Source organism: Erythrobacter donghaensis (assembly GCF_002155425.1).
GTDB lineage: Bacteria > Pseudomonadota > Alphaproteobacteria > Sphingomonadales > Sphingomonadaceae > Erythrobacter > Erythrobacter donghaensis.
Genome location: NZ_MUYG01000009.1, coordinates 82,668 through 95,208 on the forward strand (window position 1 = coordinate 82,668; position 12,541 = coordinate 95,208).

The window sequence follows — 12,541 nt, forward strand, 5'->3', positions numbered from 1 at the left end:
ATGGCCGACCCCGCATCTTTCCGCGCGCAACCTTCAGGGGCGACGGGAGTCCTCGTTCTCGCGGATGGCACGGTGGTGTGGGGCCGCGGTTTCGGCGCGGTCGGGGCGAGCGTGGGCGAGGTGTGCTTCAATACCGCCATGACCGGCTATCAGGAGGTGATGACCGACCCCTCCTACGCCGCGCAGATCGTCACCTTTACCTTCCCGCACATCGGCAATGTCGGCGCCAATGGCGAGGACGTCGAGAGCAAGGTCGAAGGCGCGGTCGGCTGCGTGGTGCGCGAGGACGTGACCGAGCCGAGCAACTTCCGCTCGGTCGAACGCTTCGCCGAGTGGATGGTGAGGAACGGCAAGATCGGCCTTGCAGGCATCGACACCCGCGCGCTCACCCGCCGCATCCGCCAGACCGGCGCGCCCAACGCGGTGATCGCCCATGCGCCGGACGGCAAGTTCGATATTCCCGCACTGGTGAAGCGCGCGCAGGAGTGGCCGGGGCTTGAGGGCATGGACCTCGCGATCCGCGTGACCCGCGACAAGAGCGAGGGCTGGGAGGGCGGCTACTGGACGCTCGGCAAGGGCTATGGCCGCGCGGCGCGGGATGCCAAGCCGCACGTGGTGGCGATCGACTATGGTTCGAAGGACAACATCTTCCGCAATCTGGTGAAGGCCGGGGCGCGGGTGACGGTGGTGCCGGCCAAGACCTCGTTTGACGAAGTGATGGCATTGCACCCTGACGGCGTATTCCTCTCCAACGGCCCGGGCGATCCGGCGGCGACGGGGGAATATGCCGTACCGGTGATCAAGGCGCTTCTGGACGCGGATGTGCCGTTGTTCGGCATCTGCCTCGGCCACCAGATGCTCGCGCTCGCGGCGGGCGCGAAGACGATCAAGATGCACCAGGGCCACCGCGGCGCGAACCACCCGGTGCAGCGCGTGGGCGAGGGCTGGGGCGAGACCACGGGCCTCGTCGAGATCACCTCGATGAACCACGGCTTCGCGGTCGATGTGGATACCCTGCCGGAGAATGTCGAACAGACCCATGTGAGCCTGTTCGACGGGACGAATTGCGGGATCGCGATCAAGGGCAAGCGGGCCTTCGCGGTGCAGTATCACCCCGAGGCCTCGCCGGGGCCGCAAGATAGCTTCTATCTGTTTGAGAAGTTCATCGGGGGGCTGGGGTGAAAAGGTTCCGCAGATCGGCACTCTTGCTTATCGCTCCACTTGGCGTGATCGCATGCAAACCGGCGTCAACAACGGTTGGAAGCGATCTTCCGATCAAGATCGATTTCTCCGACGGTTTCCAACAGTCGGATGCCTACGCGATCCTTCACAAGTGCAATGCTAAAAACATCGAACTGACGGTGATGCCGAGCGGCGAGCTCAAATTCGAGCCGAGCCCGAATTCGGATTACGACGCATCCGTCTGTGTGCTGGAATACATCAAAAAGTCAGGTGCCCCGATCGGACTTGTCGGAAACGCTAAGTACGTGACGCCGGAAGAAGGCCAGTAAATGCCCAAAAGAACCGACATCTCCTCGATCCTCGTCATTGGCGCCGGCCCGATCATCATCGGCCAGGCGTGCGAGTTCGATTACTCCGGCACGCAGGCGATCAAGGCGTTGAAGGAGGAGGGCTACCGCGTCATCCTCGTCAACTCCAACCCCGCGACGATCATGACCGATCCGGAGTTTGCCGATGCGACCTATATCGAGCCGATCACGCCCGAAATCGTCGCCAAGATCATCGCCAAGGAGCGGCCCGATGCGCTGCTCCCCACGATGGGCGGGCAGACCGCGCTGAACTGCGCGCTGAAGCTCGACGAGATGGGTGTGCTGGCCGAATTTGGCGTCGAGATGATCGGGGCCAAGGCCGATGCGATCGACAAGGCCGAGAACCGCCAGCGGTTCCGCGATGCGATGGACAAGATCGGGCTGGAAAGCGCGCGCAGCGGCGTCGCCAACACGCTGGAGCAGGCGCGCGAAATCCTCGAGCGCACGGGGCTGCCCTCGATCATCCGCCCCTCCTTCACCCTCGGCGGCACGGGCGGCGGGATTGCCTATAACAAGGCCGAATTCGACCAGATCGTAAAGGAAGGCCTCGACGCCTCGCCCACCACCGAAGTCCTGATCGAGGAATCGCTCCTCGGGTGGAAGGAGTTCGAAATGGAGGTGGTGCGCGACCGCAAGGACAACGCGATCATCGTCTGCTCGATCGAGAACGTTGACCCGATGGGCGTCCATACCGGGGACAGCATCACCGTCGCCCCGGCGCTGACGCTGACCGACAAGGAATACCAGATCATGCGCAACGCGAGCATCGCGTGCCTGCGCGAGATTGGGGTGGAGACGGGCGGTTCCAACGTGCAGTTCGCGGTCAATCCCAAGGATGGCCGCCTGATCGTCATCGAGATGAACCCGCGCGTCAGCCGCTCCTCGGCGTTGGCATCGAAGGCCACCGGGTTCCCGATCGCCCGCGTCGCGGCCAAGCTGGCGGTCGGCTATACGCTCGACGAGCTGACCAACGAGATCACCGGCGCGACTCCGGCGAGTTTCGAGCCGACCATCGATTATGTCGTCACCAAGATCCCGCGTTTCGCCTTCGAAAAGTTCAAGGGCGCGGCCACCGACCTGTCGACCGCGATGAAATCGGTCGGCGAGGTCATGGCGATCGGGCGCAATTTTCAGGAATCGATGCAGAAGGCGTTGCGCGGTCTCGAAACCGGGCTCGACGGGTTCAACCGCGTGGTCGAGCTGGAAGGCCAGCCGCGCGACGTGATCACCGCCGCCCTGTCGCGCCGCACGCCCGACCGGCTGCTCAAGGTCGCGCAGGCCTTCCGCGAGGGACTGTCGGTCGAGGATGTCGCCGCGGTCACCTTCTACGACCCGTGGTTCCTGCGCCAGATCGAGGCGATCATCGCCGCCGAGGCCGAAGTACAGAAGGACGGCTTGCCGCGCGATGCCGCCGGGTTGCGCCGACTCAAGGCGATGGGCTTTTCGGACAAGCGCCTCGCGACGCTGGCGGTGCGTTCGGTCGGCGTGGCGGGCGGTCTGGGTGAGACTCAGGCCAAGCGTTCGGGCCTGCTCCACGATGCGCTCGTCGCCATGGCCGGGGCCACCAGCGCCAGCGAAGTGCGTGCCCTGCGCCACAAGCTCGGCGTCCTGCCGGTGTTCAAGCGCATCGACAGCTGCGCCGCCGAGTTCGAGGCGATCACGCCTTACATGTATTCGACCTACGAAGCACCGACCTTCGGCGATCCCGAATGCGAGGCCTTGCCGAGCGACCGACGCAAGATCGTGATCCTCGGCGGCGGGCCGAACCGGATAGGGCAGGGGATCGAGTTCGACTATTGCTGCGTCCACGCCTGCTTTGCGCTGGCCGAGCAGGGCTTCGAGACGATCATGGTCAACTGCAACCCGGAGACGGTCTCGACCGATTACGATACCTCCGACCGCCTCTATTTCGAGCCGCTGACCGACGAGGACGTGCTGGAGATCCTGCGGGTGGAACAGCAGGCGGGCGAGCTGGTCGGCGTGATCGTGCAGTTCGGCGGGCAGACCCCGCTCAAGCTCGCGCAGGCGCTCGAGGATGCGGGTATCCCGATCCTCGGCACCTCGCCCGACGCGATCGACCTCGCCGAAGACCGCGAGCGCTTCGCCAAGCTGGTCAGCAAGCTGAAGCTGAAGCAGCCCGACAACGGCATCGCCCGCAGCCGTGACGAGGCCGCCGCGGTCGCCGCCCGCATCGGCTACCCGGTGCTGCTGCGCCCGTCCTACGTGCTTGGGGGCAGGGCGATGGAGATCGTCGATAGCGAAGCGCAGCTCGACAATTACATCGCCACCGCGGTCAATGTCTCCGGCGACAGCCCGGTGCTGATCGACCAGTATTTGCGCGATGCGATCGAATGCGATGTCGATGCGCTGTGCGATGGCATCGAAGTGCGCATCGCCGGCGTGATGCAGCATATCGAGGAGGCCGGCGTCCACTCGGGCGATTCGGCCTGCACGCTGCCGCCCTATTCGCTGCCCGCCGAAGTGATCGCCGAAATGGAACGCCAGGCAGAGGCGCTGGCGCATGCGCTGAGCGTCGTCGGGCTGATGAACATCCAGTTCGCGGTGAAAGATGGCGAGGTCTATCTCATCGAGGTCAACCCGCGCGCCAGCCGGACCGTGCCCTTCGTCGCCAAGGCAATCGGCCAGCCGGTGGCCAAGATCGCCGCGCGGGTGATGGCGGGCGAGAAGCTTGCCGACTTCCCCCCGTTCAAGCGCGATCTGCCCTATATGGCGGTGAAGGAAGCGGTGTTCCCCTTCGCGCGCTTCCCCGGGGCGGACCCGGTGCTCAGCCCGGAGATGAAGTCCACGGGCGAAGTGATGGGGATCGATGCGAGTTTCGAAGCCGCCTTCCTCAAGTCGCAGCTGGGCGCAGGGATGGTGCCGCCGCAATCGGGGACGGTGTTCGTCAGCGTCAAGAACACCGACAAGGCGACTATCGTTCCGGCAGTCAAGCGCCTGATCGACCACGGTTTCCGCGTAATCGCGACCGGCGGGACGCAGAGCTACCTTGCCGAACAGGGTCTGGGTGTTGAGCGGGTGAACAAGGTGGCCGAGGGCCAGCCGCATATCGTCGACAAGATCATCGACGGCGATATCGCGCTGATCTTCAACACCACCGAGGGCTGGCAGTCGCTGATGGACAGTAAATCGATCCGTCAGGCGGCGCTCGCGGGCAAGGTGCCCTACTACACCACCGCCGCCGGTTCGCTGGCTGTCGCCATGGCGATTTCGGCGATCCGGCCCGAGTCGCTTGAAGTCCGCAGCTTGCAGGACTATTATAGCACCTGACTGACACTTCCCCCACAGTTCGAAAGTCACGGGCGCCGCAAGGATTTTACGGCGCGGTGGGCTTTCTTTCCCGGTTCGGGGAGGTGGCGGGGGCAATAGACAGAAAGACACGGATAATGGCGACGATGGAAAAGGTCCCGATGCTGGCCGAGGGTTACGAGCGGCTGACCGCCGACCTCAAGGTGCTGCGCGAGGAACGCCCGAAGATCGTCGAAGCGATCGAGGAAGCCCGCGCGCACGGCGATCTTTCGGAAAACGCCGAATATCATGCCGCCAAGGAGCGTCAGGGCCAGGTCGAAGCCATGATTGGCGAGATCGAGAACATGGTCAGCCGCGCGCAGATCATCGATCCGACCACGCTGTCGGGCGACAGGATCATCTTCGGCGCGACTGTCACCCTGCTCGACGAAAACGACAAGCCGGTGCGCTATCAGATCGTTGGCCAGACCGAGGCGGACGCGAACAAGGGCCGCATCAGCTATTCCTCGCCGCTCGCGCGCGCGCTGATCGGCAAGCAGGTCGGTGACGAGATCGAGGTGACGGTGCCTTCGGGCGAGAAGTTCTACCTCGTCGACAAGATCGAATTCATCTGAGGCTTTGAAAGCGGCATGGCGCTCCCGCCTGTCCGACCTCTGGCCGAGCGCAGGGTCGCCGCGGATTTCCTCGCGGCGGGAGCTGTCAGCATGGCCGATGCGATCCCCTATGCGCCCGCACGCCCGAGCCGCCGTCGCGCTTTCGAGCGGTTGAAGGGCGCGGATGTCCTGCGCACCGACGGGCAGGGCCGCTACTGGCTTGACGAGGAGCGCTGGCACGGCCGCCGTTCGGATCGCCGAACGAAGGCGATTGTCGCGCTGCTCGCCGTGGGTGTGGCCGCTGCTGTGGCGGCGCTGCGCTGACACGACAGCGCAAAGCTCGCGCCCAGTTAGTCCTCGGGGGTGAGCAGCTTGTGGATATGGACCACCACATATTTCATCTCGGCATCGTCGACGGTGCGCTGCGCCTGCGCACGCCATGCGTCGACCGCCGCGTCGTAAGAGCTGTAGACGCCGACGACGTGGATGCTTTCCGGGTCCTGGAATTCGATCCCGCGCGGATCCTTGACGCGGCCGCCCATCACGAGGTGGAGGCGCTGGGTGGGGGTGGTTTCTGCCATGTGACTTGCCCTTGGGGAGGAAGGATGCGCGCGCCTTTAACGGCCCCAGCGCCAAGGGCAAGTCTCTAGCGGCTTTGCAAAGCCCTCAGACCTTTGCCTTGTTGCGCAGGTCGCGCACTGCGCCGGCTGCGGCGCTGCTTGCCTTGCGGGCCAGCGCGCGGGTGCTGTCGGCGGCCGAGCCTGCTGCTTCGGCGGCATTGTTGCCGAGCTTCTTCGCCTGCGTTCCCGCTGCGTCGCCCAGCGCCTCGGCGCGGTCCTGCGCGGCGCGCGCGCCTTCGACCGCTTCGTCGAGCAGGTTCATCACAAAGGCCATCGCCGTATCGCCGATCAGGTCGCTGAAGCGCGAATTGCCGCGCGAGGTGATTCCGCGCGCCCGGCGCGACACACTCGACGTCGCATCGGAAATCGCATCGCTCGCATTGTGGAAGGCCTTGCCCGCCATCCGCCGTCCGGGGCGGGTCAGCAGGCCGATCACCACGCCGGCAACGAGCGCGCCGCCGATCACGGTCAGCGGGTTGGCGCGGGTGTAGTCGATCGCGGCATCGGCGGCCGCGCGCGCCTGATCGGCGAGGGTGCGGTCGGCATTGCGGCGTTCCGCGGCTTCGATCCGGGCGCGCAGGGCATCGCGCTTGTCGATGGGGGTAAGTTCGGTCATGCGGGGTCTCCTTCAGGCGCCGGCGCGGGGGGAGCGTCGGTATCTTCGTCGTCGTCAACTGGTTCGGAATCGTCGAGCAACTCTTCGATCCGTTCGAAAATCGGCCCACGCGCCAGGAACAGCAGGAACAGGCCGACCAGAAGCGCGATCAGGCCCTTGCGTTCGCCGGCCTGCTCGCGGATTTCGGACATTACATCGCGCGCGCCGTCGCGGAACCGTGCCGAGAGCGTGGTGGTCACGCCAGAGGACACGCGGCTTGCGATGCCCTCCTGCGAAAGACTGTCGCGCAGCCGCTCGACATCCTCGGTCAGCACGGCGCGCGCCGCATCGCGGATCGCGCGGTCTTCAATGAAGCGGGGCGGCAGAAGCGTCATCCCGCGTCTCCATCGTCGAACATTGCGCCTACCACCTTGCCGTCGCGCAGTGCCAACCGCAGCAGGATCGCGACGCCGAGCAGCATCACGCCGACCACGATCGCGATCGCGCCCCAGATCGTCACATAGGGTGCCAATGCAATCACCGCGCCCACCGCCAAGGCGATCAGCGCGATATGCAAAAGCACCAGCGCGAGTCCGAAAAAGCCGAGCGCGCGGGCGCTGTGCTTGCCCGCCAGCGTGGCGCGGGTCTTCTGGTAGGCGAGTTCCGCCTCCACATAGGTCCGCGCATCATCCACCAGCGCGCCGACATCATCGCGCAGCGCGGTGAAGCTGTTGCCATCATCTTCGGCAGGGGGCGCCGGGGTGTCGCTCGGAGGCGCAGAAGCCTCGGGCGGCACCGCAAGGCCGGGGTCGGTGTCATCCATGAGACAGGGGTTCTACCAACCTCAGCGCTTCGACCCGCCCAGCATCCGTGCAAGGAAGAAACCGACGACGGCCGCAATACCGACCGCGGTGGCCGGGCTCTTGCGGATTGCGGTGCGGGCATCCTCGCCCAGTTCTTCTACGCTTTTGGCTTCAAGCTTGGCAGAGGTTTCCTGCAACGTGCGCGCCGCCTTGCGGGCGTAATCGCCATACTGCTCGCCAAGCTTTTCGTCGATCTGCGGCGCGGTATCGCCCACGACCTTGCCGAGGGAGGCGATCGCGTCAGTCGCGGCCTGCTTGCCATCGACGGCCAGTTCGCCAGCCTTGCCGAGTGCCTGATTGCCGTAGGTCTTGGCTTCGGCGACAAGATCGGTGCCCTTGCCCTTGGCCTGACCGCTGACGGTGCTGATGCGGTTTTCCGCTTCAGTGCGCAACGCGGCGGCACCGGCCTTGGCTTCCTCAAGCGCGGCGTTGAAACGGCTCTTGGCTTCGGCAACCGGGGCGCTGGTGCTGCTGGGCGCGATGGCGGGCGCATCGGCACCCTTGCTGACGGCACCCGTCTTCAGCGACGCGGCCTTGGCCGGAGCCTTCTTGGCAGTGGCGGCGCCACCTTTGGCCGGGCTGGAAGCGGTCTTGCGGGCCTTGGGAGTGGCCGCGCCGTTGGTGATGTCATTTGCCATTGTCATGCTCTCATCAGCTGTGTGTAGGTATACATGATCAAGCGTGCTTGCGCGCTATTGTTCCAGAGAATAGGGCCCGGAACAGCGCGACACACCCGGAATCACGGCGATGTGTCTTAGCATTATACAACACATTAGAGCCGGAGCAAAACATGACCGCGATCATCGACATCCACGGCCGCGAAATTCTCGACAGCCGCGGCAATCCGACCGTCGAAGTGGATGTGCTGCTCGATGATGGCAGCTTTGGCCGTGCCGCGGTGCCCTCGGGCGCGTCGACCGGAGCGCATGAGGCGGTGGAACTGCGCGATGGCGATGCCGCTCGCTATCTCGGCAAGGGCGTGCTCAAGGCGGTCGAGGCGGTCAACACCGAGATCCGCGAGCTCCTGATCGACAATTTCGATGCCGAAGACCAGCGCGATATCGACTTGGCGCTGATCGCACTGGACGACACGCCCAACAAGGCGCGGCTTGGCGCCAACGCGATCCTCGGCACCTCGCTCGCGGTCGCCAAGGCGGCGGCCAATGCGCGGGGCCTGCCGCTCTATTCCTATCTCGGCGGGGTCTCGGCGCATATGCTTCCCGTTCCGATGATGAACATCATCAACGGCGGCGAGCATGCCGACAACCCGATCGACATTCAGGAATTCATGATCATGCCGGTCGGCGCGGACAGCCTTGCCGAGGCGGTGCGCTGGGGGGCGGAAGTGTTCCACACCTTGAAGAAGGGCCTCCACCAGAAGGGCCTCGCGACCAGCGTGGGCGATGAGGGCGGCTTTGCGCCCGATCTCGCCAGCACCCGCGCGGCCTTGGACTTTATCATGGAGTCGGTCGCCAAGGCAGGCTTCATGCCCGGCGAGGATATCGTGCTGGCGCTCGATTGCGCCGCGACCGAGTTCTTCAAGGCCGGCAAATACGAGATCAGCGGCGAAGGCCTCAGCCTGACCCCGCACGAAATGGCCGATTACCTCGGAAAGCTCTGCGCCGATTACCCGATCCGCTCGATCGAGGACGGAATGAGCGAAGACGATTTCGAGGGCTGGGCCGCGCTGACTGGCCTGCTGGGCGAGAAGGTGCAGCTGGTGGGCGACGACCTGTTCGTCACCAATCCGCTGCGCCTTTCCGACGGGATCGGCCGCGGCCTTGCCAATTCGCTGCTGGTGAAGGTCAACCAGATCGGCACGCTCACCGAAACGCTCGCGGCGGTCGATATGGCGCACCGCGCGCGCTACACCTGCGTGATGAGCCACCGTTCGGGCGAGACCGAGGACGCGACCATTGCCGATCTCGCAGTCGCCACCAACTGCGGCCAGATCAAGACCGGCTCGCTTGCGCGCTCTGACCGGCTTGCGAAGTACAACCAGCTTATCCGCATTGAGGAAGAACTGGGCGACGGCGCAGCTTATGCCGGGCGGGCCTGCTTCGGTGCGCGCACCTAGGCGGTTTCCACCGCGTCGAAAAACCGTTCCATCGCGGCGCAACCCGTGGGAGTGAGGCGCACCATCACCCGGCGATTGTCCTCGGGATCGGGGTCACGCAGCACCAGGCCTTCATCGGCCAGCACTCCGAGCCAGCGCAGCCCGGTGGTGGCCGGCGCGGCTGAGCCGATGCAGGCGCTGGAGACCGAGACGCTCTTGCCCTCGGCCTGAGCGATGAAGAGGTCGAGCAGGATGTCCCACGCCGGTTCGCCGAAGAGGTCGGGATTGCCGAAGATCGCCCCGCGCTTGCGCCGAAGCGCATAGGCCTTTCGCGCAAGAGCTAGGTGGCTGCGAGATGGGCGTTGCGGCTCACGCTGGGTATGCTCGGTCCCCGCCCCCTCACCGGCCGCAAGCCGCAACCGGTTGGCAATCGCCATCAACTCATCGGCCAGCGGATGGATGATCGTCGCCTGTTCGGGAAGGTTTTCGCCATCAAGCGTGCGTGCGGTTTCGTGTGATATGTCGCCCATTCCTGCGTCCCCGGGATCGCCGCAAGGCATTTCTTTGAGGCGTCTCCCTAGCAGAACCCATAGGCCGGTTGGCCTACGCTGGCTTTACGGGTTAATACGCAGGGCTTTCTTTTAATTGGGGAAAATCAGTCGATAGGCCCGCCCGCTTAGCGCTTGCTCAGATCGCGGCGCAGTTGCTGGATGGCCGCATCGACATGGGCCGCCGCGATATGTGCACCCATCCGATCCAGCGCGGCCAACTGCGCCTCAAGCGCGGCCAGAATGGTGTGCGCGCCGCTGTCACATGGCAGGGCAGGAGAAAGAGTGTTCAAGGCCAGATCCCAACATCGCGTCATCAACATTGCTAGCCGCCACACACCGTGCGGGACAGCAGAAGCTGGTCGGATATCGCGTTAATGGCTTATGGAAATCTACAGAGGGAAACTACGTAGGCGCGGGGCCGCCCCAGATCGGCACGGCCCCTGCGCCAATCGTCAACCGAACCTGTCTTGCAGCGCCAGCAGCGCCAGCGCCGCCTTGGCCGCCTCGCCGCCCTTGTCCTTCTGCGCGGGGTCGGCGCGGACCAGCGCCTGAGCCTCGTTCTCGACCGTGAGGATGCCATTGCCGATGGCGATGCCGTCCATCGTCAAGGCCATGATCGCACGCGCACTTTCGCCTGCGACGATCTCAAAATGATAGGTCTCGCCGCGGATCACCATGCCGATGGCGACGAAGGCGTCGTAGCGATCGGCCTCGGCCGCCAGCGAAATCGCGCCGGGGATTTCAAGCGCACCGGGAACGGTCAGCACCTCGACTGTGTGGCCTTCCGCTTCCAGCGCGGCGCGCGCGCCAGCGATCAGCATGTCGTTGAGGTGGCCGTAGAAGCGCGCTTCGACGATGAGGATGTCGGCCATGGGTTTACTCCGGAATGGGGTGGAAATCGGTGATGGTCAGGCCATAGCCTTCAAGCGCGACGAGATCGGGACGGCTGTTGGACAGCAGCACCATAGTGCTGACCCCCAAATCGACAAGGATCTGCGAGCCGATACCGATATTGCGCAGTTCCTCGTCAGGGCGCCATTCGCCGGTGCCGACGCGGCCCGTGAGGATCACGATCACGCCCGATCCATGCTCGCCGATCGCCTGCATCGCGCGCTGGAGCGTGCGCTTGCGCGGCCCCGGAGCCCCCAGCACATCGTCGAACACCGAAATCGGATGAACGCGGGCGAGGGTGGGTTCGCCGGGGACGACATGGCCCTTCTGCAGCACATAGGCCTCGTTGCCCTCGATCCGGTTGCGGTAGGTGATCATCCGCCACTGCCCGCCATAATCCGAGGTGAAGGCGCGTTCCGACAGGCGCTCGACCAGATGATCGTTGCGCATCCGGTAGGCGATCAGATCGCGGATCGTGCCGATCTTGAGATCGTGCTTGCGCGCGAAAGTGATGAGATCGTCGAGCCGGGCCATGGTCCCGTCCTCGTTCATGATTTCGCAGATTACGCCCGAGGGATTGAGGCCGGCGAGCCGCGAGATGTCGACCGCCGCCTCGGTGTGCCCGGCGCGCACCAGCGTGCCGCCATCGCGCGCCATCAGCGGGAAGACGTGGCCCGGCGTGACCAGGTCGTCCGCCCCCTTGGCCGCATCGATCGCGACCGAGATGGTGCGCGCGCGGTCCGCCGCGGAAATGCCGGTGGTGACGCCCTCCTTCGCCTCGATCGAGATCGTGAAGGCGGTCTGCATCGATTCCTTGTTGTTGCGGCTCATCGGGGTGAGGCCGAGGTGATCGACCCGCTCCTTGGTGAGCGCAAGGCAGATCAGGCCCCGCCCATGCATCGCCATGAAGTTGATCGCCTGCGGGGTCGCCATCTGAGCCGGGATGATGAGATCGCCCTCGTTCTCCCGGTCCTCATCGTCGACGAGGATATACATCCGCCCGTTGCGTGCCTCATCGATAATCTCCTCAATCGTGGCGAGCACCGGCCTGTCGGCATTGGCGTCGAGAAAGGTCTCGAGCTTGGCGAGGGTTTCGGCGGTGGGGTTCCAGCTGTCCTCGGTGCAGTCACGCAAGGTGTTGGCGTGCAAACCGGCGGCGCGGGCGAGCCCGGCCTTGGTCATGGTGCCCGATGTGACGAGATCGCGAACGCGTGTGATGAGCGATGTGTTCATATGGGCGCACTATCACATCAAGGTGTGATTGCAAGCTGGCCACGTAAGATGAATCTGACAGGAAAGCGCAGGCAAGCGCGCCACCCAACCGGTCGATGTCATCGCTAAAGGAGGGATGGTGGACGCACTAGGGCTCGAACCTAGGACCCGCTGATTAAGAGTCAGCTGCTCTACCAACTGAGCTATGCGTCCATTCCGCCAAATACCCCCGAAAGGATCCGCCGGAAGCGCGGTCCGGAGCGCCGAAGCTGCATCCCGATTCGCGTGAGGCGCTGCATTTAGCGCGTCGGCCCTCGATGGCAAGGGCCTTTTCGCATCTGCG

The 12,541-nt window shown here is 64.8% G+C and carries 15 protein-coding genes and 1 tRNA gene; 6 read left to right on the plus strand and 10 right to left on the minus strand.

Annotated features, from left to right (window positions below; genetic code table 11):
• From carA to BZF59_RS06680, 5 genes are all read left to right on the plus strand, one after another.
• Positions 1–1,182, plus strand: coding sequence for a glutamine-hydrolyzing carbamoyl-phosphate synthase small subunit (gene carA, locus BZF59_RS06660; RefSeq protein WP_086607477.1), 1,182 nt, complete (start codon positions 1–3; stop codon positions 1,180–1,182).
• Complete coding sequence (locus BZF59_RS06665) at positions 1,179–1,511, plus strand: hypothetical protein (RefSeq protein ID WP_143738114.1); 333 nt, start codon at positions 1,179–1,181, stop codon at positions 1,509–1,511. The genes carA and BZF59_RS06665 overlap by 4 nt, the downstream gene beginning before the upstream one ends.
• The gene (carB, locus tag BZF59_RS06670) at positions 1,512–4,838 is read left to right on the plus strand and encodes a carbamoyl-phosphate synthase large subunit (protein ID WP_086607479.1); all 3,327 of its coding nucleotides are present in this window, start codon (positions 1,512–1,514) and stop codon (positions 4,836–4,838) included.
• Between the two features lie 116 nt (positions 4,839–4,954).
• Entirely contained in the window at positions 4,955–5,431 is a 477-nt protein-coding gene (greA, locus tag BZF59_RS06675; protein WP_086607480.1) for a transcription elongation factor GreA, read from the plus strand.
• Between the two features lie 15 nt (positions 5,432–5,446).
• On the plus strand, positions 5,447–5,734 hold the full coding sequence (locus BZF59_RS06680) for a hypothetical protein (protein WP_143738115.1): 288 nt from the start codon (positions 5,447–5,449) through the stop codon (positions 5,732–5,734).
• Between the two features lie 26 nt (positions 5,735–5,760).
• Here BZF59_RS06680 and BZF59_RS06685 read toward each other — a convergent pair whose 3' ends face one another.
• The 5 genes from BZF59_RS06685 to BZF59_RS06705 all read right to left on the minus strand — a co-directional run bounded on the left by BZF59_RS06685 (position 5,761) and on the right by BZF59_RS06705 (position 8,132).
• A complete protein-coding gene (locus BZF59_RS06685) occupies positions 5,761–5,991 on the minus strand; it encodes a DUF4170 domain-containing protein (protein ID WP_069310170.1) in 231 nt (76 codons plus the stop codon).
• 85 nt (positions 5,992–6,076) lie between these two features.
• Complete coding sequence (locus tag BZF59_RS06690; protein WP_086607482.1) at positions 6,077–6,646, minus strand: hypothetical protein; 570 nt, start codon at positions 6,644–6,646, stop codon at positions 6,077–6,079.
• Positions 6,643–7,020 (minus strand): hypothetical protein, encoded by a 378-nt coding sequence (locus tag BZF59_RS06695; RefSeq protein WP_086607483.1) that lies wholly within the window; start codon positions 7,018–7,020, stop codon positions 6,643–6,645. The genes BZF59_RS06690 and BZF59_RS06695 overlap by 4 nt, the downstream gene beginning before the upstream one ends.
• Positions 7,017–7,448, minus strand: coding sequence for a phage holin family protein (locus tag BZF59_RS06700; protein WP_086607484.1), 432 nt, complete (start codon positions 7,446–7,448; stop codon positions 7,017–7,019). Before BZF59_RS06700 ends, BZF59_RS06695 begins: the two co-directional genes overlap by 4 nt.
• 21 nt (positions 7,449–7,469) lie before the next feature.
• Positions 7,470–8,132, minus strand: coding sequence for a hypothetical protein (locus BZF59_RS06705; RefSeq protein ID WP_245806054.1), 663 nt, complete (start codon positions 8,130–8,132; stop codon positions 7,470–7,472).
• A gap of 146 nt (positions 8,133–8,278) precedes the next feature.
• Between BZF59_RS06705 and eno the strand changes: the two genes are divergently transcribed.
• Positions 8,279–9,565 (plus strand): phosphopyruvate hydratase, encoded by a 1,287-nt coding sequence (gene eno, locus BZF59_RS06710; RefSeq protein WP_086607485.1) that lies wholly within the window; start codon positions 8,279–8,281, stop codon positions 9,563–9,565.
• Here eno and BZF59_RS06715 read toward each other — a convergent pair.
• The 5 genes from BZF59_RS06715 to BZF59_RS06730 form a co-directional block, all read right to left on the minus strand.
• Positions 9,562–10,074: a MarR family winged helix-turn-helix transcriptional regulator gene (locus BZF59_RS06715; RefSeq protein ID WP_086607486.1), complete on the minus strand. Its 513-nt coding sequence runs from the start codon at positions 10,072–10,074 to the stop codon at positions 9,562–9,564. The two genes, eno and BZF59_RS06715, sit on opposite strands and share 4 nt — an antisense overlap.
• A 146-nt stretch (positions 10,075–10,220) precedes the next feature.
• A complete protein-coding gene (locus tag BZF59_RS16030; protein ID WP_158094285.1) occupies positions 10,221–10,385 on the minus strand; it encodes a hypothetical protein in 165 nt (54 codons plus the stop codon).
• Positions 10,386–10,547: 162 nt separating this feature from the next.
• Entirely contained in the window at positions 10,548–10,967 is a 420-nt protein-coding gene (gene ribH, locus BZF59_RS06720) for a 6,7-dimethyl-8-ribityllumazine synthase (RefSeq protein ID WP_086607487.1), read from the minus strand.
• 4 nt (positions 10,968–10,971) lie between these two features.
• Positions 10,972–12,219: a 3,4-dihydroxy-2-butanone-4-phosphate synthase gene (ribB, locus tag BZF59_RS06725; RefSeq protein WP_086607488.1), complete on the minus strand. Its 1,248-nt coding sequence runs from the start codon at positions 12,217–12,219 to the stop codon at positions 10,972–10,974.
• Positions 12,220–12,335: 116 nt separating this feature from the next.
• Positions 12,336–12,411: transfer RNA gene (locus BZF59_RS06730), tRNA-Lys, on the minus strand.
• Positions 12,412–12,541 lie beyond the last annotated feature (130 nt).